The sequence below is a fragment of the Burkholderia sp. IT-111MI5 genome (assembly GCF_949752865.1).
GTDB classification, from domain to species: domain Bacteria; phylum Pseudomonadota; class Gammaproteobacteria; order Burkholderiales; family Burkholderiaceae; genus Burkholderia; species Burkholderia pyrrocinia_C.
The window spans coordinates 19,599-38,543 of record NZ_CATKIF010000005.1 but is presented as its reverse complement, the minus strand read 5'-3'; the positions used below and the strand labels follow the sequence as shown (position 1 = coordinate 38,543).

Here is an 18,945-nt window from a genome sequence, read left to right as displayed (position 1 = left end):
GTCTCCGGAAACGCGGAATAGCGGGGAACGGACGCACATCTTACGCCCGATCGATTTCGATCGTGATGTGACAGGACGCGCCGCGACAGGTTCGTCGCGCAATATGGTCCTGTCCGAAAGGTAGGTGCGCGTCATGCATTTTCAAGCGAAAAAGCGTGCGAATTCGGCGACGGGCGCGCGTTCGGTGACGAGGCGGTTCTCGATCGCGTCGGGGTTCGCATGGCCGAGCGACATGCCGCAGACGAATTGTTCGTTGGCGGGAATGCCGAGATGTTCGGCGACGATCCGGTGAAACGGCACGAACGCGGCCTGCGGGCAGGTATCGAGCCCGCGTGCGCGCGCGGCCGTCATCACGCCCTGCAGGAACATCCCGCAATCGAGCCACGCGCCGTACGACATCACGCGATCGAGCGTGAAGAACAACGCGACCGGCGCATCGAAGAAGCGGAAATTGCGCGCGTGCTGCGCGTGCATGCGCGCCTTCTCGTCGCGGCCGATGTTCAACAGCCCGTACAGGTCCCAGCCGACCTTGCGGCGCCGGTCGAGATACGGCGACACCCATTCGCGCGGGTAGTAGTCGTACTCGGCGACGTATTTCTCGTCGCGCGCGGGATCGTCGTGGGCCGCGGTCAGCGCGGCGGCGAGCGCATCGCGCGTGGCGCCTGTCGCAACGTACACGCGCCACGGCTGGATGTTGGTGCCGGACGGCGCGCGGCTCGCGGCTTCGAGGATCGCCTCGAGCGTGTCGCGCGGCACGGGCGTCGGCAGGAACGCGCGGATCGCGCGGCGCGACGTGAGCGCCGCGTCGACGGCGGCGATCGCATCGGCGTCGATGCGCGGGAAAGCGGTGGGGGCGGACATCGGCATACCTTCGGGACGGGGCGCGACGCGCCGCGCGGGCGCCGTCGGCGAAGCCTTGAGGCGGGTGGGTGAACCGACGATCATACGCCGCGCCGTGCAGCCGTGCAGCGCACGCCGGGTGTTAGCAGCAGACTCGCACGGCTGCTTGCTTGCGCGCGGATACGGGCCCGCTACACTGAAATCGTAAGGGTCTGATGGTTGTGCGACAGCAAGCGGCAGCGAGGTTGGTATGACGACGGCGATGGTGAAACAGGAACTGGCGGTGGCGTCCTTCAGCACGGTGTACGACCTCGAGCAGGTCGAGACGGCGCTGAGCGACCTGAACGAGAGCGCGAGCGACGCATTGCGCGCCACCTACGAAAGGATGCTCAAGACGGGGAATCTGCGCTTTTGCGTGAAGCCGAACCGGATGCCGTCGTTCGACGCGCTCGGCGACGCGTTGCCCAATTTCACCGAGCCGCTCGACGACGTGCACAAGCAGGTCGCGCTGTGCCTCGAAACGGACGACCGGCTCGAACTGATGCCGATCCTGCTGCTCGGGCCGCCCGGCATCGGCAAGACGCATTTCGCGAAGGCGCTCGCGCAACTGCTCGGCACCGCGTACCACTACGTGCCGATGAGTTCACTGACGGCCGGCTGGATCCTGTCGGGTGCGTCGTCGCAATGGAAGAACGCGAAGCCCGGCAAGGTGTTCGACGCGCTCGTGAACGGCAGCTACGCGAACCCGGTGATCGCGGTCGACGAGATCGACAAGGCCGGCAGCGATGCGCAATACGATCCGCTCGGCGCGCTGTATGCGTTGCTCGAGCACGACACCGCGCGCGCGTTCGTCGACGAATTCGCGGAAGTGCCGATCGATGCGGGCAACGTGATCTGGGTCGCGACCGCGAACGAAGCGCAGGCGATTCCGGAGCCGCTGCTCAACCGGATGAACGTGTACGAGATCGCGCCGCCCGATGCGGCCGGTGCGCGCCGGATCGCGCAGACGATCTACGACGAGATCCGCACGTCGCACGCATGGGGTCGGCGCTTCCCCGACACGCTCGGCGACGACGCGCTCGACGTGCTGGCCGCTACGCCGCCGCGCACGATGCGCCGCGCGCTGCTGCATGCCTTCGGCGCCGCGCGGCTCGACGGTCGCGACGCGATCGGGCCGCACGACATCCGTGCCGACGAGGGGGCCGCGAAGCGCAGGCCGATCGGCTTCTGAACCGGCGGCGCGCGCACGGCCGAGGTGCGCGCGCCGAATCGTGCGCAGTGTCGTCGCGACGCGGCACACATGCTTTCGGCAGGCTTGCGAACCGGGACGTACAATTCTCTTCTCTCCCCTCGACGCGTTAGCAGCGCGAAACGTCATGGAGCAGATGGATTGTGTGGTGATCGGCGCGGGCGTCGTCGGCCTTGCGATTGCACGCGAACTGGCCGCGCGCGGGCGCGAGACGCTCGTGCTCGAGGCCGCCGACGCGATCGGCACGGGCACGAGCTCGCGCAACAGCGAAGTGATCCACGCGGGGCTCTACTATCCGCGCGGTTCGCTGAAGGCGATGTCGTGCGTGCGCGGTCGCGATCTGCTGTACGAATTCTGCGACACGCATCACGTGCCGTATCGGCGCACGGGCAAGCTGCTGGTCGCGACGAGCGTCGCGCAGGTGAAGCAGTTGAAGGCGATCGCCGCGCGTGCTGCCGAAAACGGCGTGCTCGACCTGCTGCCGCTCACGCGCGTCGAGGCGCAGACGCTCGAGCCCGCGCTCGAATGCGTGGAAGCGCTGTTTTCGCCGTCCACCGGCATCGTCGACAGCCACCAGCTGATGCTCGCGCTGCTCGGCGCCGCGGAACGCGACGGCGCCGTGTGCGCGCTGAAATCCCCGGTCGAGTCGATCGACGTGCTGCGCGGCGGGCGCTTCGTCGTGCGCACGGGCGGCGACACGCCCGCCGAGATCGAGGCCGCCTGCGTGATCAACAGCGCGGGCCTCGGTGCGCAGGCGCTGGCGCGCCGCACGCGCGGCCTCGACCCGCACTGGGTGCCGCCGCTCTATCTCGCGCGCGGCAATTATTTCAGCCTGTCGGGCCGTGCGCCGTTCTCGCATCTCGTCTACCCGATGCCCGACCGCGCGGGGCTCGGCGTACACCTGACGTTCGACCTCGCCGGGCAGGCACGCTTCGGGCCGGACGTCGAATGGGTCGATTCGCTGCGCTACGAAGTCGATCCGGCGCGCGCCCCCGCGTTCTACACGTCGATCCGCGCGTTCTGGCCGGGCCTGCCCGACGGTGCGCTGCAGCCGGCGTACGCGGGCATTCGGCCGAAGGTCGCGGGGCCCGGCGAGCCGCCGGCCGATTTCATCGTGCAGGGCGCCGCGCAGCACGGCGTGCGCGGGCTCGTGAACCTGTTCGGCATCGAGTCGCCGGGGCTCACCGCGTCGCTCGCGCTCGCGCAGCGTGTCGGCGACATGGCCGCATACGGCTGACGCGCCCGTGCGCGTCGCGCCGTGTGAAATCCCTTATCTCCGGCATTTCGGCGCGCACATTTATTCGCTTGGCGGTTATTCTGTCGAACGGCTGTCGCCAGAACAGCTTTCAAACCGATAACGTTGGAGCGAGTCCCCATGAAAACATCCCGTCGGAGTTTCCTGATTTCGAGCGTTGGCGTCGTGTCCGCGCTGGCGCTGGCGCTGTCGCGTGAAGCGCTGGCCGATGCGCCGATGCTGTCGGAAACCGATCCGACCGCGGTGGCGCTCGGCTACAAGGCCGATGCCACGAAGGTCGACAAGACAAAGTACCCGAAATACGCAGCGGGCCAGGATTGCGCGGCCTGCATGCTGTACCAGGGCAAGAAGGGTTCCGCTTCGGGCCCGTGCGGCGCTTTCCCCGGCAAGCAGGTGTCGGCGAAGGGCTGGTGCAGCGCATTCTCGAAGATGGGTTGAGGCCCGTGCGGCATCGTGCGATGCCGCAATGTGGCGAAAACCGCAAAACGCCCGCCGTCGAAAGACGGCGGGCGTTTTTATTGCTTGAAAACGGTTCCGTCGCTTTCTACACTCGCTGCAAACCAGCGCGGCGCGGCACACTGCGCCGCGCCGCCCGACACGGCGAATTCACGAGGATGAGGCACGCATGGCGACGATTGCGAATTCAACGAAAACGATCCGGCCCGAGCGTGCGCTGAATCGGCGCGCGGTCGTGGCCGCCGTGATCGGCAACGCGCTCGAGTGGTACGACTTCACGGTGTTCGGTTTCATGACGGTCGTGATCGCCGAGCTGTTCTTCCCGACCTCCAGCGAATACTCGTCGCTGCTGCTGACCACCGCGACGTTCGGCGTCGCGTTCTTCATGCGCCCGATCGGCGGCATCGTATTCGGGCTGTACGCGGACCGTGCCGGCCGCAAGGCCGCGCTGTCGCTCGTGATCCTGCTGATGACGTTCGGCATCTTCCTGCTCGCGATCGCGCCGCCCTATGCGGCGATCGGCATCGGCGGCCCGATCCTGATCGTGCTCGGCCGCCTGCTGCAGGGCTTCTCCGCGGGCGGCGAATTCGGCAGCGCGACGGCGCTGCTGATCGAGGCCGCGCCGTTCTCGAAACGCGGTTTCTACGGCAGCTGGCAGATGGCGAGCCAGGCGGCCGCGCTGCTGATCGGCGCGCTCGTCGGCGCGGCCGTCACGCGCGGGCTGTCGCACGACGCGCTGCACAGCTGGGGCTGGCGCGTGCCGTTCGTCCTCGGGCTCGTGATCGGCCCGATCGGCTTCTACATCCGCCGCCATCTCGCCGATTCCGAAGCATTCCTGCATGCGCAGCAGAGCGCGCGCCGCGCGACGCTCGGCGAAGTGTTCACGCGCCACCCGCGCGAGGTGCTGTGCGGGCTCGGCTCGGTGATCGCGCTGACGGTGACGATCTACGTGCTGATCAGCTATCTGCCGACCTTCGCGGTGAAGCAGCTGAAGCTGCCGTACTCGGAATCGTTCTACGCGGTGATCGTCGGCAACCTGCTGCTGATGGTGCTGTCGCCGGTCGCGGGCGCGTGGTCGGACCGCATCGGCCGCAAGGGGCTGTCGCTGTGGTCGCTCGCACTGACGCTCGTGCTGATGTATCCGCTGTTCGCGTGGCTCGACGCGGCGCCGAGCATCGGGCGGCTGATCGCGGTGCAGGCCGTGCTGTCGGTGACGCTCGCAGGCTATTACGGGCCGTTCGGCGCGATGATCGCCGAGCTGTTCCCGGCCAACGTGCGCTCGACCGGGCTGTCGATCGCGTACAACGTCGCGGTGATGTTGTTCGGCGGCTTCGGGCAGTTCATCGTCACGTGGCTGATCAAGGTCACGGGTACGCCGCTGGCGCCGACCTACTACGTGATGGCCGGGCTCGCGCTGTCGATCGTCGCGGTCGCGTTCGTGCCCGCGCGCAGCGCCGACCTCGACGCGCCGGCGTGACGGCGTGACAGGGAGAAGACCGTCATCGAATCGTTTCGCAAAACGCAATGATATGCGGCCAATCGCGGGAAACGGCGCGCCGGCCCTTCGCGTTCGCACCCGAATTGTTTAGTTTTCGAACGAAACATGCGCGGGATGCACGGAACTGTCGCCCGCGCGCGTTTTCGCATTTTTTACCCACACTAAACATTGGCACAAACCCGGCGGGGCGTATAGAAGAGTTTTTTCTCCAGCTTGTTGCCACATCATTAGCTCAAGTAATATCCGCGTACGCCGGACCCTGGCGGGACCGGTTCCGATCTGGAGACCTGGAGGAAACATGGAATACAACCGTCTGTTGCACACCCTGCGTGTTACCGCCATTGCAGGCGTGGCAGCGGCATCGCTCGGCGTCGCGGGCTCTGCATTCGCACAGATCCCGAACAAAACGCTCGTCTACTGCTCAGAAGGCAGCCCGGCGGGTTTTGATTCCGCGCAATTTACGACCGGCGTCGATTTCACCGCCGCCACGTTCACCGTCTACAACCGCCTCGTCGAATTCGAGCGCGGCGGCACCAAGGTCGAGCCGGGCCTCGCCGAGAAGTGGGACGTGTCGTCCGACGGCAAGGTGTACACGTTCCACCTGCGCCACGGCGTGAAGTTCCACACGACCGACTTCTTCAAGCCGACGCGCGAATTCAATGCGGACGACGTGCTGTTCTCGTTCCAGCGCATGCTCGACCCGAACCAGCCGTTCCGCAAGGCGTATCCGGTGTCGTTCCCGTACTTCACCGACATGGGCCTCGACAAGCTGATCACGAAGGTCGAGAAGGTCGATCCGTACACCGTGAAGTTCACGCTGTCCGAGCCGAACGCGCCGTTCATCCAGAACATGGCGATGGAATTCGCGTCGATCCTGTCGGCCGAATACGGCGACCAGCTGATGAAGGCCGGCAAGGCCGCCGACATCAACCAGAAGCCGGTCGGCACGGGCCCGTTCATCTTCCGCAGCTACACGAAGGACGCGACGATCCGATTCGACGGCAATCCTGATTACTGGAAGAAGGGCGAAGTGAAGCTGTCGAAGCTGATCTTCTCGATCACGCCGGATCCGGGCGTGCGCGTGCAGAAGATCAAGCGCAACGAATGCCAGGTGATGAGCTATCCGCGCCCGGCCGACATCGCGACGCTGAAGGCCGACTCGAACGTCGACATGCCGTCGCAGGCGGGCTTCAACCTCGGCTATCTCGCGTACAACGTCGAGCACAAGCCGGTCGACAAGCTCGAAGTGCGTCAGGCGCTCGACATGGCGATCAACAAGAAGGCGATCCTCGAATCCGTCTACCAGGGTGCGGGCCAGGCGGCCAGCGCGCCGATGCCGCCGACCCAATGGTCGTACGACAAGAACCTGAAGATGGCCGCGTACGACACCGCGAAGGCGAAGGCGCTGCTCGCGAAGGCCGGTTATGCGAACGGTTTCGAGATCACGCTGTGGGCGATGCCCGTGCAGCGCGCGTACAACCCGAACGCCCGCCTGATGGCCGAGATGATCCAGGCCGACTGGGCGAAGATCGGCGTGAAGGCGAAGATCGTCACGTACGAATGGGGCGAGTACATCAAGCGCGCGCACGGCGGCGAGCAGGACACGATGCTGATCGGCTGGACCGGCGACAACGGCGATCCGGACAACTGGCTCGGCACGCTGCTCGGCTGCGAGGCGATCAAGGGCAACAACTTCTCGCACTGGTGCTACAAGCCGTTCGACGAGCTGGTCCAGAAGGGCCGTACGACGACGGGCCAGGACGCGCGCACGAAGCTCTACACGCAGGCTCAGCAGATCTTCGCGCAACAGCTGCCGTTCTCGCCGATCGCGAACTCGACGGTCTACCAGCCGGTGCGCAAGAACGTGGTCGACATGCGCATCGAGCCGCTCGGCTATGCGCGCTTCGACGGCGTCGGCGTGAAGTAATACGACCGGCGTAAGCTGTCGTCCTTGAGAAGACCGGCTTGAAATCATCCGGCGGCGGGAGGCCAAAAGCCCCCCGTCGCCGGTCGCACATTTCCCACAAGAAAATACGAGAAGCATCATGCTCCGATTCGTGTTGCGCCGCGTGGGGATGGTGATCCCGACCTTCATCGGCATCACCATCCTCGCGTTCGCGCTGATTCACCTGATACCGGGCGACCCCATCGAAGTGATGATGGGCGAGCGCGGCGTCGATCCCGCCATGCACGCGGAGGCGATGAAACGCCTCGGGCTCGACCAGCCGCTGCCCTTGCAGTACGTCCACTACATCGGCCGTGCGCTGCACGGCGATCTCGGCACGTCGATCATCACCAACACCAGTGTCGCGGGCGAGTTCTTCGCGCGCTTCCCGGCGACCGTCGAGCTGTCGCTGTGCGCGCTCGTGTTCGCGCTCGCCGTCGGCCTGCCGGCCGGCGTGATCGCCGCGCTGCGGCGCGGTTCGGTCATCGACCACGGCGTGATGGGCACCGCGCTCACCGGCTACTCGATGCCGATCTTCTGGTGGGGGCTGATCCTCATCATGGTGTTTTCGTCGTACCTCGGCTGGACGCCCGTGTCGGGGCGCATCGCCGTCGAATACGACTTCCCGCACCCGACGGGCTTCATGCTGATCGACGCGCTGCTCGCGCCGGACGAAGGCTCGTTCAAGTCGGCGGTCAGCCACCTGATCCTGCCCGCGATCGTGCTCGGCACGATCCCGCTCGCGGTGATCGCGCGGATGACGCGCTCGTCGATGCTTGAAGTGCTGCGCGAGGACTACATCCGCACCGCACGCGCGAAGGGGCTGTCGCCCGTGCGCGTGGTGGTCGTGCATGCGCTGCGCAACGCGCTGATCCCGGTCGTCACCGTGATCGGCCTGCAGATCGGCACGCTGCTCGCGGGCGCGGTGCTGACCGAGACGCTCTTTTCGTGGCCCGGTGTCGGCAAGTGGCTGATCGATGCGATCGGCCGCCGCGACTATCCGGTCGTCCAGGGCGGCATCCTGCTGATCGCGACGCTCGTGATCGTCGTGAACCTGGTCGTCGACCTGCTGTACGGCGTGCTGAATCCGCGCATCCGCCACACGAGGTAATTCCATGAGCAATCTGCAAAACACCCTGCCGAGCGAATCCGCGCCGGCCGGCGGCCGTGCGCTCGCGCTGCGCGAGTTCTGGGCCAACTTCTCGCGCAACCGCGGCGCCGTCGGCGCCGGCATCGTCGTGATCGCGCTGATCCTGGTCGCGCTGCTCGCGCCGCTGATCGCGCCGCACAGCCCGGTCGAGCAATACCGCGACTACGTGAAGATCCCGCCCGCATGGCTCGACGGCGGCAACTGGAAATTCATCCTCGGCACCGACGAAGCGGGCCGCGACATTCTTTCGCGGCTGATGTTCGGCGCGCGGATGTCGTTCTGGATCGGCTTCGTGTCGGTCGTGCTCGCGCTGATCCCCGGCATCGTGCTCGGGCTCGTCGCCGCGTTCTTCCAGAAGTGGGCCGACACGCCCGTGATGCGCATCATGGACGTGCTGCTCGCGCTGCCGTCGCTGCTGCTCGCGGTCGCGGTCGTCGCGATCATCGGCCCGGGCCTCACCAACACGATGTTCGCGATCGCGATCGTCGCGCTGCCGGCCTACGTGCGCCTCACGCGCGCGTCGGCGCTCGGCGAGCTGCAGAAGGAATACGTGACGGCGTCGCGCGTGGCCGGTGCCGGCACGCTGCGCCTGATGTTCTCGCAGGTGCTGCCGAACTGCACGGCGCCGCTGATCGTGCAGGCGACGCTGGGCTTCTCGTCGGCGATCCTCGACGCGGCCGCGCTCGGCTTCCTCGGCCTCGGCGTGCAGCCGCCGACCGCCGAGTGGGGCGCGATGCTGGCGTCCGCGCGCGACTACATCGACAACGCATGGTGGATCGTGACGATGCCGGGCCTGTCGATCCTGATTTCGGTGCTCGCGATCAACCTGCTCGGCGACGGGCTGCGCGACGCACTCGATCCCAAACTGAAGCGGATGGCATGAACATGAGCCAAGATCTTCTGACCATCCGCAATCTCGCGGTGAACTTCAACGGTCTCCCCGCGGTCGACCGGATCAACATGTCGATCGCGCCGGGCGAGGTGGTGGGCGTCGTCGGCGAATCGGGCTCGGGCAAGAGCGTGACGATGATGGCGCTGATGGGCCTGATCGACGCGCCGGGCAAGGTGACGGCCGACGAGGTCACGTTCAACGGCGTCGACCTGCTGAAGGCGTCGGCGAAGGCGCGCCGCAAGATCGTCGGCAAGGACATCGCGATGGTGTTCCAGGACGCGCTGACGAGCCTGAACCCGAGCTATACGGTCGGCTACCAGATCAAGGAGGTGCTGAAGCTGCACGAAGGCCTGCGCGGCGACGCGCTGCACCGGCGCGCGCTCGAACTGCTCGACCAGGTCGGCATTCCCGATGCGAAGAACCGCATCGCGTCGTTCCCGCACCAGATGTCGGGCGGGATGAACCAGCGCGTGATGATCGCGATGGCCGTCGCGTGCAACCCGAAGCTGCTGATCGCCGACGAGCCGACCACCGCGCTCGACGTGACGATCCAGGCGCAGATCATGGATCTGCTGGTGAAGCTGCAGAAGGAGCGCGGGATGGCGCTCGTGCTGATCTCGCACGACCTGGCCGTGGTGTCGGAGGTCGCGCAGCGCGTCGCGGTGATGTACGCGGGCGAGATCATCGAGACCAACAGCGTGCCCGAGATCTTCCGCACGCCGCATCATCCGTACACCGAAGCGCTGCTCGCGGCGATTCCCGAGCACAATAAGGGGGCGCGTCGCCTTGCCGCATTGCCCGGCATGGTGCCGGGCCGCGATGATCGCCCGTCCGGATGCCTGTTCGCGCCGCGCTGCAAGTATGTCGTCGACGATTGCCGCAAGGCGCGGCCGGCGCTCGACACGCTGGTGTCCGGCAACGATGCGATGCGCGCACGCTGCATCAAGCCGCTCCATGTTTCCAACCTCGACCTGACGGGAGGCGCACGATGAACGCAGTCCACGAAACGCGCGCCACGCCGCACGACGACGATGTCGTACTGGTCGCCGACCAGCTCGCGAAACACTACACGGTGAAGCGCGGCATGTTCGGCCAGGGTACGGTGAAGGCGCTCAACGGCGTGTCGTTTTCGCTGAAGCGCGGCAAGACGCTCGCCGTCGTCGGCGAATCCGGTTGCGGGAAGTCGACGCTCGCGCGGCAGCTGACGATGATCGAGACGCCGACGTCCGGCCACCTGTCGATCGACGGCAAGGACGTCGCGGGCGCGGACCGCCACCGGGTCGCCGACCTGCGCCGCCGCGTGCAGATGGTGTTCCAGAACCCGTTCGCGTCGCTCAACCCGCGCAAGACCGTCGAGCAGACGCTCTCCGAGCCGCTCGAGATCAACGCGAACCTGACGGCCGCCGAGCGCGCGCAGCGCATCGCGCAGATCATGCGCACGGTCGGCCTGCGGCCCGAGCACGCGAAGCGTTATCCGCACATGTTCTCGGGCGGCCAGCGGCAGCGTGTCGCGATCGCGCGCGCGATGATCCTCGATCCGCGGATCGTCGTCGCCGACGAGCCGGTGTCCGCGCTCGACGTGTCGATCCAGGCGCAGATCCTGAACCTGTTCATGGATCTGCAGGAGCAGTTCAAGACGAGCTACGTGTTCATCTCGCACAACCTGTCGGTGGTCGAGCATGTCGCGGACGACGTGATGGTGATGTACTTCGGCAGCGTGGCCGAGCTCGGCGACAAGGAGACGATCTATGCGCGGCCGCGCCATCCGTACACGCGCGCGCTGATGTCGGCGACGCCGGCGATCTTCGAGGAAGACCGCCGCGTGCAGATCAAGCTGCAGGGCGAACTGCCGTCGCCGCTCAATCCGCCGTCGGGCTGCGCGTTCCACCAGCGCTGCCCGTATGCGGTCGAGCGCTGCCGCGTCGAGGAGCCGCAACTGCGCGAGGTCGACGGACGGCGCGTGGCCTGCCATCGCGCCGAGGAGGTAGGGGAGGCGAATGCCTGAAGCGTTGGCGGCGCGCGTGTCCGGCGTGCGCCGTTCGGGGGCAAGCAGCGCGCGCGTGATGCGCGCGTACCGCTACGCGCGGCGCTGGAGCGTGCGCACCGTTACGGGCGCGGCGCTGGCCGGTGCGTGCGTGGCGGCCAGCCTCGCGGTTCCCGTCGAGGCCGCGCGCGCCGAAGGGCGCGCGCCGGCCACCTCGCCGATTCATCCGTCGCAAGTCCCGCCGCCCGGCATGAGCCTGCCGGGCTTTCACGCGCCTGCCGTGTCGAACGGCACGGTCGCGAGCGGCGCGGTGCGCGTGCAGCCCGCGCGCATGCCGTTCTACGTCGCGACCAGGGGCAAGGTCACGCTCTACGTGCTCGGCACGCTGCACACGGGCGACCCGTCCGACTACCCGAGCGCGCAGCCGTTCCGGCCGCGCATCCTCGCGGCGCTCGCCGCGTCGCCGACGCTCGCGCTCGAACTGTCGCCCGACGACTTGCTCGAATCGCAGGACGACGTGTCGAAGTACGGCGTGTGCCGCTACCCGTGCCTGCAGCGCCTGCTGCCCGAGCCGCTCTGGCAGCGGCTCGCGGCGCGCCTGCGCGGCAACCCGGCCGCGCTCGCCGAGATCCGCAAGATGCGGCCGTGGCTCGCGGCGCTCGTCGTCGAGACCTACGATTCGCTGTCGGCCGGCCTGCAGACCGAATACGGCACCGAGGCGCAACTGCAGAACGTGTTCCTGAAGAAGAAGGGCGGCCGCGTGATCGGGCTCGAGACGCTCGCCGAACAGATGCGCGCGTTCACCGGGCTGACGCTGGCCGAGCAGCGCGAGATGCTCGCGCAGGACATGGTGCAGACACCCGCGCAGAACGCGGACGACATCAAGGCGCTGCACCGGCTGTGGCGAATTGGCGACGCCGACGCGATCTCGGCGTGGGCCGTCGCGAAGAGCGAGCGGCTCGCGCGTTCGAAGGCGTTGTCGGCGTCGATCGACAACAAGATCCTGTACGAGCGCAACCGGCGCTTCGTTGCACGGATGACGGCAATCGCCGCGCCGAACCGGCCGCTGTTCGTCGCGATCGGCGCGCTGCATCTGGGCGGCTCGCGCGGCGTGCTCGAATTGTTGCGCCAGCAAGGATACCGGGTCGACGCGAACTGATCGCGCCCGGCGGCATGCACCGATCTTCCCCTGTTTGATTGCCATCGCGCGCACGTCGCGAGGCGCCGGTGCGGCCGCGGCAATCGATAAGGAAAACCCTTGAATCGTCGGAAAATAGCGTTTGAAACGATTGACATCCTGTTCTGCCAATATCTATTCTTCACCCCACAAGTTGAAAAAATGAAAAGAATAGATAAGTTCTACGGGGTAGCAGAAATAAAGCGCGGGGTTAGCGTTGCCGGCACGTGAAGCGCGTGCCGGCCGCGGAGTGTCTGCATGCACGGCGGGGCCAATCATCGTCGGACACAACAAATGCATGCGGGCCGACTTGCAGATAAGCAACGTTCCGTCGTCTGACCGGGGAATGCAGTGATCGGGCGATGGCGGACGTTTTTTAATCCGGAATGTTTTTCCGGTCACCGTCGAAAGACGGTTTCGGGGGGCGAATCGACAGACGGCGAAGCCGCGGCGATTGCGCCAACGTAAAAGCGCCACGAGGGCGCTTTTTTCTTTTGGGCGACGGATGCGTGCAATGCACGTGTCACGCGACGGATACGCGTCACGCGCCTTCGTCGGCCTGTAGCGCGCCAGGTGCCACGACGTCGACACCCGCCGCCTCGAGCGCCGCGCGGATCCGCTTCGCGAACGCCAGCGCATGCGGCCCGTCGCCGTGCAGGCAGACGGTCTGCGCGTTCAGCGGCACCCATTCGCCGCTCAATGCACGCACGTGCCGGTTGCGCACCATGTCGAGCGTGCGCGCGAGCACCGCCTCTTCGTCGTCGATCAGCGCGCCGGGCTGGCTGCGCGGCACGAGCGAGCCGTCGGCGCGGTAGCCGCGATCGGCGAACACTTCCTCCACCGCGGCGAGCCCCGCCTGCCGCGCGGCCGCGACGAACACGCTGTTCGCGAGCCCGAACACCGCGAGCGACGGATCGAAATCGTGGATCGCGGACACCACCGCATCGGCGATCATCGGGTCGCGCGCGGCCTGGTTGTACAGCGCGCCGTGCGGCTTCACATGCGCGATGCGGCCGCCTTCGGCCTGCGCGATCGCCGACAGCGCGCCGAGCTGGTACAGCACGCCGGCGTAGATGTCGCCGGCCGGCAGCTGCATTTCCTTGCGGCCGAAATTCTCCGGATCGTGAAAGCTCGGGTGCGCGCCGATCGACACGCCTTTCTGCACGGACCAGCGCACGCAGTCGCGCATCGCATTGGCGCCGCCCGCGTGCCAGCCGCATGCGATGTTCGCCGACGTGACGAGGTCGAGCAGCGCCTCGTCCGATCCGCATCCTTCGCCGAGATCGGCATTCAGATCGATTTCCATGATGTTCCTCGTCCACTGATTGCGTGGCGCGTCTTCCGTACCGCTTCCGCCATTGTCACGCCGCGCGCGATTGGGCGCGGCGGCGCGCTTCCTCGCGCATGTCGATCGCGATGTCGATCTGCCGCAGATACGCGCGTTCCGCGGCGAGGGCGGCACGTGCCGCGTCGGGTGTCGTGCGCACGAAGCGGATCGGCAGGTTGAGCCGCGCCTGTGCGAGCTTCCACAGGTCGGCGCGGATCACCGTGCCGATCTTCGGATAGCCGCCGGTGGTCTGCGCGTCGTGCATCAGCACGATCGGCTGGCCGTTCGGCGGCACCTGGATCGTGCCGGGCAGCACCGCGTGCGACAGCAGCTCGGCCGGCCGCTCGCGCACGAGCTCGGCGCCGGCGAGGCGATAGCCCATCCGGTTGCTGTTCGCGGTGACGAGCCATTCGTCGTCCCAGAACGCCTGCTGCGAATCGGCTGCGAACGACGCGTAGTCGGGGCCCGGCAGTACGCGCACGGGCATCGCCCACGGCGCATGCGCGGGGCGGTGGCGGCGCGGCGGCTCGTCGACGCGCGCGAACGCGCACCACGCGGGCGCCTTCACGCCGAATTCGGGCGCGTCGGCCGCGAGGCAGCCCGCGCCGGCCGGCGGCACGCCGACCGGGAGCCGATCGCCGTCGCGCAGCGTGCGGCCGCCGAGGCCGCCGAAGCGCGACGCGAGATCGGTGCTGCGCGAGCCGAGCATCGGCAGCACGTCGATGCCGCCCGCGATGCACAGGTAGCCGCGCATCCCGCGTTTCGCGGCCGGCAGCACGAGCAACTGCCCGGCTTCGACCGGCAGGCTCCACCACGAATGCACGCGCCGGCCGTCGAGCGTCGCGCCGAACTCGGTGCCGGTGATCGCGATGCGGGTGGCGCGCGTGAAGCGGAATGCGGTCGGGCCGATCGTGATCTCGACGGCCGCCGCGTCGGGGCGGTTGCCGACGAGCCGGTTGCCGACCTCGAGCGCGAGGCCGTCGAGCGCGCCGCCCTGCGCGACGCCGAGATGGCGCGCGCCGCGCCGCCCGAGATCCTGCACGGTCGACAGCGGGCCGGCCCGCACCACCTCGATGGTGCCCGGTGCGTTGCTCTGGGTCATCGTGCGTCGACTCCTGCAATGGTGAAGCGCACGCGGTCGCCGGGCAGCAGCAGCGTCGGCTGCGGCCGCGCCGGATCGAACAGCACCTGCGACGTGCGGCCGATCAGCTGCCAGCCGCCGGGCGACGTGGCCGGGTAGATGCCCGTCTGCGCGCCGCCGATGCCGACCGAGCCGGCCGGCACCTCGAGGCGCGGCGCCGCGCGGCGCGGCGTATGCAGCGACGCGTCGAGGCCGCCGAGATACGCGAAACCCGGCTGGAAGCCGATGAAGAACACGACGTATTCGCCGGCCGCGTGGCGCGCGACGACCTCGTCGGCCGACAGGCCCGTGTGCGCGGCGACGGCCGCCAGATCGGGGCCGGCGGCACCGCCGTACTCGACCGGGATCTCGACGTCGCGACCGTCCGCGTGCTCGACGTCGGCGGTCTCCCACGCGTCGCGCAGCGCCGGCGTGAGCGACTCGGCCGTCGCGGCGAGCGGGTCGAACACGATGGTCAGGTTGTTCATGCCCGGCACGACGTCGATCACGTCGGGCCACGCGCGCGCGGCCTCGGCAACGGCCCAGACGCGGCGCTGGCAATCGAGCGTGGCGGGCGGCGGCACCTCGCAGACGAGGGCGGCATCGCCGAGCGGATAAAAGCGGGGTTGCGTCATCGGACTGGCACGGTTCGGACGGCAATGTTAGCGCACATTGTCAACAAAATATCGACAACTTACCAATAAGCGTTTTCGCCTAGCCCGTATACAGGGGCTTCTGACGTACACTCGGCACACCCTGACATCCTGCTTGCGCCGCCTTTCCATGAAGCGTTCTCCGACCAAGATCGTGTCATCCGAACACCTCGTTTCCGATTCGAGCGCGGAGCTGTCGGAGCTCGAATACGGGCTCATCATGGCCGGCAACGCGTTCAACCGCTGGATGGTGCGCTGCATGTCGGCGGCCGGCGCGAAGGACATGACGGCGGTCGAGGTGTCGCTGCTGCATCACGTGAGCCATCGCGAACGCAAGAAGAAGCTCGCCGACATCTGCTTCGTGCTCAATATCGAGGATACGCACGTCGCGACCTATGCGCTGAAAAAACTGATCGCGCGCGGCTACGTGAAGAGCGAGAAAAACGGCAAGGAAGTGTTCTTCTTCGCGACCGACGCGGGCCGCGACCTGTGCCTGAAGTATCGCGAGGTGCGCGAGCACTGCCTGATCGAGACGCTGAAGGACAGCGGGCTCACCAACGAGCAGATCGGCGACGCGGCGCAGTTGCTGCGCCACGCATCGGGCCTGTACGACACGGCCGCGCGCGCGGCGGCGTCGTTGTAAACGTCGCTGTAAACGATTGCGGAAAGTGTTGCGCGCGGCGTTGCGCTGACGGGCGTGCGGCGACGGCCGTGGCGCCGCGCGCCGCGTCATCCGGCGGCCGGATAGAGCGCGCCGTCGGTCACGATCCAGCGCAGCGCGAGATCGTGCGCTTCGGCCGGCAGCGCGTCGACGCGGCACGCTTCATACGCGATGCCGACCGTCACCGGCAGCGTGTCGCCCGGCCACGCGGCGAGCGTGCGATCGTAGTAGCCGCCGCCGTAGCCGAGCCGGTAGCGCTGCGGATCGAATCCCACGCAGGGAATCAGCAGCAGGTCGGGCACGACGACGATTCCCGCCGCCGGTTCCGGAATCCGGTGATGACCCTCGCGCATCGGCGTGTGTGCGTCCCACGCATGGAACGCGAGCGGCGTGTGCCGCTCGCCGATCACGGGCAGCGCGGCGCGCCGGCCGGCGCCTGCCGCACACCATGAGAGCACCGCATCGCGCGCATCGAATTCGCCCGGCAGCGGCCAGTAGAACCCGACCGTGCGCGGCGCGAGCCGGTCGAGCAGCGTGCGCAGCCGCGCGTCGAGCGCGGCGTTCGCGGCGGGCTGCGACGCGGCGTCGCGACGCGCGCCGGACAGCGTTTTGCGCAGTGCAGCCTTCGGGTTCGGCACAGGGTGGCGTGCTATGCTTTCGCTCAATTCGTGCTCCATTCAAAACGATGTCGAACAGCCTTTTCCGAGTATATCGCGCGGTCGCGCTGACGCTTTCGGCGGCCGCGCTGGTCGCGGGCACGGCCGCGTGCGCCGCGCCGGGCGACGACACGGTCGCCGGGGATGACCAGATCTTCGTGCAGCTTCGCGAAGCCGCACGCCGCAACGACGCCGCGAAAGCCGCGCAGCTTGCGTCGATGATCCCGAACTATCCGGTCCCGTCCTACGTCGAGTATTTCCAGATCAAGCCGCAGCTGTTCGATTCGACGGGCCGTGCGCGCGTCGACGCGCCGGACGCGCCGGTGCAGTCGTTCCTGCAGCGCTACGACGGCCAGGCGATCGCCGACCGCCTGCGCAACGACTACCTGCTCGTGCTCGGCGCGCGCCACGACTGGCGCAGCTTCGACGATCAATACAAGCGCTTCGTGCTCGACGACGACACGCAGGTCAGGTGCTACGCGCTCGAATCGCGCGCGGCGCGCGGCGAGAACGTCGCCGATGCGGCGCGCGCGCTGCTCGTCGAGCCGAAGAATTACGGCGACGCTTGCGTCGACCTGATCACCGCGCTCACGGTCAACCAGCAGTTCACGAGCGACGACGTGTGGCAGCAGGCGCGCCTCGCGTACGAGCAGAACTACACGACGCTCGGCGGCAAGATCGTCGACGCGCTCGGCCCGCGCCCGGTCGCCTTCGACCAGGCGACGAGCGCGCCGCCGCTGTTCCTCGCGCGCGGCGTCGGCCCCGACGCGACGTCGCACCAGCTCGCGCTGATCGCGCTCGGCCGTATGGCGCGCAACGATCCGGACGCGGCCGCCGGGATGCTGACGTCGGTCGCCGGCTCGCTCACGAAACAGGAGCAGGCGATCGCATGGGGCGCAATCGGTTACCAGGGCGCGATCAAGCGCTCGCCGCTCGCGTCGGTCTGGTACGCGAAATCCGCGAACGCGCCGCTGTCGAACCCGGGCTACGAATGGCGCACGCGCGCCGCGCTGCTCGCCGGCAACTGGCCGATGGTGCGCTGGTCGATCGAGCAGATGCCGCCGTCGCTGCGCAGCGATCCGGCGTGGATCTACTGGCATGCGCGCGCGCTCAAGCAGAGCGGCGACACGCTGCAGGCGAACCAGGAATTCGAGCAGGTCGCGGGCCAGTTCAACTTCTACGGGCAGCTCGCCGGCGAAGAGCTCGGCCAGCGCACGACGGTCCCGCCGCGCACGAAGGTGAGCGACGCCGAGATCGACGCGATGGGCAAGATTCCGGGCTTCGCGCTCGCGCAGCGCTTCTACGCGCTGAACCTGCGCCTCGAAGGCAACCGCGAATGGAACTGGCCGCTGCGCGGGATGACCGATCGCCAGCTGCTCGCGGCCGCCGAGTACGGCAAGCGCGTCGAGCTGCTCGACCGCACGGTCAACACGGCCGACCGCACGAAGGCCGAGCACGACTTCACGCTGCGCTACCCGTCGCCGTACCGCAACATCGTCGAGCGCTATGCGCAATCGACGGGCCTCGACATCGAGTGGGCGTACGGGCTGATCCGCCAGGAGTCGCGCTTCATCACGAGCGCGCGTTCGTCGGTGGGTGCGGGCGGCCTGATGCAGCTGATGCCGGCCACCGCCCAGCTCGTCGCGAAGAAGCTCGGCATGGGCACGATCACGCGCGCGCAGATGCACGACATCGATACCAACATCCAGCTCGGCACCTGGTATCTGGCGGACATCTACAACAACTTCGACAGCTCGCCGGTGCTGGCCACCGCCGGCTACAACGCGGGCCCGGGCCGGCCGCGCCAGTGGCGCCAGGTGTTGACGCAGCCGGTCGAAGGCGCGATCTTCGCAGAGACGATTCCGTTCAACGAGACGCGCGACTACGTGAAGAACGTGCTGTCGAATACCGTCTACTACGCGGCGCTCTTCGAGGGCAAACCGCAGTCGTTGAAGAAACGTCTAGGCATGATCTCGCCCTGATCCGCAATCTTCACACTGCCGCGCGAGACGCGGCAGTGTTCTTAAGGGCCTGTTCACGCTAATAACGGACTTGCGAACGTGCCTTGCCGGCTGCGGTGCA

17 protein-coding genes are annotated in these 18,945 nt (G+C 67.6%); 12 read left to right on the top strand and 5 right to left on the bottom strand.

Translation table 11 applies throughout. From position 1 onward, the window contains the following. Positions 1–141: 141 nt before the first annotated feature. On the bottom strand, positions 142–861 hold the full coding sequence (locus ACM6JT_RS04230) for a nitroreductase (RefSeq protein ID WP_034179456.1): 720 nt from the start codon (positions 859–861) through the stop codon (positions 142–144). Positions 862–1,090: 229 nt separating this feature from the next. Here ACM6JT_RS04230 and ACM6JT_RS04225 point away from each other — a divergent pair, with 229 nt between their 5' ends. The 10 genes from ACM6JT_RS04225 (at position 1,091) to ACM6JT_RS04180 (ending at position 12,428) form a co-directional block, all read left to right on the top strand. Continuing rightward, on the top strand, positions 1,091–2,071 hold the full coding sequence (locus tag ACM6JT_RS04225) for an AAA family ATPase (protein ID WP_414856015.1): 981 nt from the start codon (positions 1,091–1,093) through the stop codon (positions 2,069–2,071). Positions 2,072–2,216: 145 nt separating this feature from the next. Beyond that, on the top strand, positions 2,217–3,326 hold the full coding sequence (locus tag ACM6JT_RS04220) for an NAD(P)/FAD-dependent oxidoreductase (RefSeq protein WP_175749027.1): 1,110 nt from the start codon (positions 2,217–2,219) through the stop codon (positions 3,324–3,326). 138 nt (positions 3,327–3,464) lie between these two features. Further along, positions 3,465–3,782 (top strand): high-potential iron-sulfur protein, encoded by a 318-nt coding sequence (locus ACM6JT_RS04215; RefSeq protein ID WP_414856014.1) that lies wholly within the window; start codon positions 3,465–3,467, stop codon positions 3,780–3,782. 187 nt (positions 3,783–3,969) lie between these two features. Beyond that, a complete protein-coding gene (locus ACM6JT_RS04210; protein ID WP_111015898.1) occupies positions 3,970–5,277 on the top strand; it encodes an MFS transporter in 1,308 nt (435 codons plus the stop codon). 319 nt (positions 5,278–5,596) lie between these two features. Next, positions 5,597–7,225 carry an ABC transporter substrate-binding protein gene (locus tag ACM6JT_RS04205; protein WP_034179288.1) on the top strand — a complete coding sequence of 543 codons (1,629 nt, stop codon included), beginning with the start codon at positions 5,597–5,599 and terminating at the stop codon, positions 7,223–7,225. A 118-nt stretch (positions 7,226–7,343) separates the two neighbouring features. Continuing rightward, positions 7,344–8,354, top strand: a complete 1,011-nt coding sequence (locus ACM6JT_RS04200; protein ID WP_034179287.1) for an ABC transporter permease subunit — start codon at positions 7,344–7,346, stop codon at positions 8,352–8,354. Between the two features lie 4 nt (positions 8,355–8,358). Continuing rightward, positions 8,359–9,276 (top strand): ABC transporter permease subunit, encoded by a 918-nt coding sequence (locus tag ACM6JT_RS04195; protein ID WP_034179286.1) that lies wholly within the window; start codon positions 8,359–8,361, stop codon positions 9,274–9,276. A 2-nt stretch (positions 9,277–9,278) separates the two neighbouring features. Beyond that, a complete protein-coding gene (locus tag ACM6JT_RS04190) occupies positions 9,279–10,277 on the top strand; it encodes an ABC transporter ATP-binding protein (RefSeq protein ID WP_034179454.1) in 999 nt (332 codons plus the stop codon). Beyond that, entirely contained in the window at positions 10,274–11,290 is a 1,017-nt protein-coding gene (locus ACM6JT_RS04185; protein ID WP_034179285.1) for a peptide ABC transporter ATP-binding protein, read from the top strand. The genes ACM6JT_RS04190 and ACM6JT_RS04185 overlap by 4 nt, the downstream gene beginning before the upstream one ends. Next, a complete protein-coding gene (locus tag ACM6JT_RS04180; RefSeq protein ID WP_414856013.1) occupies positions 11,283–12,428 on the top strand; it encodes a TraB/GumN family protein in 1,146 nt (381 codons plus the stop codon). The genes ACM6JT_RS04185 and ACM6JT_RS04180 overlap by 8 nt, the downstream gene beginning before the upstream one ends. 559 nt (positions 12,429–12,987) lie before the next feature. On the opposite strand, the gene pxpA is transcribed toward ACM6JT_RS04180, so the two are convergent. From pxpA to pxpB, 3 genes are read right to left on the bottom strand one after another with little or no spacing between them, the layout of a single operon-like run. Beyond that, positions 12,988–13,752, bottom strand: coding sequence for a 5-oxoprolinase subunit PxpA (gene pxpA / locus ACM6JT_RS04175; protein WP_034179283.1), 765 nt, complete (start codon positions 13,750–13,752; stop codon positions 12,988–12,990). A gap of 55 nt (positions 13,753–13,807) precedes the next feature. Beyond that, positions 13,808–14,875: a biotin-dependent carboxyltransferase family protein gene (locus tag ACM6JT_RS04170; RefSeq protein WP_414856012.1), complete on the bottom strand. Its 1,068-nt coding sequence runs from the start codon at positions 14,873–14,875 to the stop codon at positions 13,808–13,810. Then, entirely contained in the window at positions 14,872–15,528 is a 657-nt protein-coding gene (gene pxpB, locus ACM6JT_RS04165) for a 5-oxoprolinase subunit PxpB (protein WP_034179281.1), read from the bottom strand. The genes ACM6JT_RS04170 and pxpB overlap by 4 nt, the downstream gene beginning before the upstream one ends. Positions 15,529–15,676: 148 nt before the next feature. Here pxpB and ACM6JT_RS04160 point away from each other — a divergent pair, with 148 nt between their 5' ends. Beyond that, positions 15,677–16,189, top strand: coding sequence for a winged helix DNA-binding protein (locus ACM6JT_RS04160; protein WP_034179280.1), 513 nt, complete (start codon positions 15,677–15,679; stop codon positions 16,187–16,189). Between the two features lie 86 nt (positions 16,190–16,275). Here the strand turns inward: ACM6JT_RS04160 and ACM6JT_RS04155 are convergent, their stop codons facing one another. After that, the gene (locus tag ACM6JT_RS04155; RefSeq protein WP_051983605.1) at positions 16,276–16,884 is read right to left on the bottom strand and encodes a 5-formyltetrahydrofolate cyclo-ligase; all 609 of its coding nucleotides are present in this window, start codon (positions 16,882–16,884) and stop codon (positions 16,276–16,278) included. An 8-nt stretch (positions 16,885–16,892) separates the two neighbouring features. On the opposite strand from ACM6JT_RS04155, the gene ACM6JT_RS04150 reads away from it, so the two are divergent. After that, positions 16,893–18,845 carry a lytic transglycosylase domain-containing protein gene (locus tag ACM6JT_RS04150; RefSeq protein WP_034179278.1) on the top strand — a complete coding sequence of 651 codons (1,953 nt, stop codon included), beginning with the start codon at positions 16,893–16,895 and terminating at the stop codon, positions 18,843–18,845. Positions 18,846–18,945 lie beyond the last annotated feature (100 nt).

Coding starts and splice junctions, on each gene's coding strand:
- ACM6JT_RS04230 (WP_034179456.1), bottom strand. CDS start 861: ATGTCCGCCCCCACCGCTTTCCCGCGCATCGACGCCGATGCGATCGCC.
- ACM6JT_RS04225 (WP_414856015.1), top strand. CDS start 1,091: ATGACGACGGCGATGGTGAAACAGGAACTGGCGGTGGCGTCCTTCAGC.
- ACM6JT_RS04220 (WP_175749027.1), top strand. CDS start 2,217: ATGGAGCAGATGGATTGTGTGGTGATCGGCGCGGGCGTCGTCGGCCTT.
- ACM6JT_RS04215 (WP_414856014.1), top strand. CDS start 3,465: ATGAAAACATCCCGTCGGAGTTTCCTGATTTCGAGCGTTGGCGTCGTG.
- ACM6JT_RS04210 (WP_111015898.1), top strand. CDS start 3,970: ATGGCGACGATTGCGAATTCAACGAAAACGATCCGGCCCGAGCGTGCG.
- ACM6JT_RS04205 (WP_034179288.1), top strand. CDS start 5,597: ATGGAATACAACCGTCTGTTGCACACCCTGCGTGTTACCGCCATTGCA.
- ACM6JT_RS04200 (WP_034179287.1), top strand. CDS start 7,344: ATGCTCCGATTCGTGTTGCGCCGCGTGGGGATGGTGATCCCGACCTTC.
- ACM6JT_RS04195 (WP_034179286.1), top strand. CDS start 8,359: ATGAGCAATCTGCAAAACACCCTGCCGAGCGAATCCGCGCCGGCCGGC.
- ACM6JT_RS04190 (WP_034179454.1), top strand. CDS start 9,279: ATGAGCCAAGATCTTCTGACCATCCGCAATCTCGCGGTGAACTTCAAC.
- ACM6JT_RS04185 (WP_034179285.1), top strand. CDS start 10,274: ATGAACGCAGTCCACGAAACGCGCGCCACGCCGCACGACGACGATGTC.
- ACM6JT_RS04180 (WP_414856013.1), top strand. CDS start 11,283: ATGCCTGAAGCGTTGGCGGCGCGCGTGTCCGGCGTGCGCCGTTCGGGG.
- pxpA (WP_034179283.1), bottom strand. CDS start 13,752: ATGGAAATCGATCTGAATGCCGATCTCGGCGAAGGATGCGGATCGGAC.
- ACM6JT_RS04170 (WP_414856012.1), bottom strand. CDS start 14,875: ATGACCCAGAGCAACGCACCGGGCACCATCGAGGTGGTGCGGGCCGGC.
- pxpB (WP_034179281.1), bottom strand. CDS start 15,528: ATGACGCAACCCCGCTTTTATCCGCTCGGCGATGCCGCCCTCGTCTGC.
- ACM6JT_RS04160 (WP_034179280.1), top strand. CDS start 15,677: ATGAAGCGTTCTCCGACCAAGATCGTGTCATCCGAACACCTCGTTTCC.
- ACM6JT_RS04155 (WP_051983605.1), bottom strand. CDS start 16,884: ATGGAGCACGAATTGAGCGAAAGCATAGCACGCCACCCTGTGCCGAAC.
- ACM6JT_RS04150 (WP_034179278.1), top strand. CDS start 16,893: ATGTCGAACAGCCTTTTCCGAGTATATCGCGCGGTCGCGCTGACGCTT.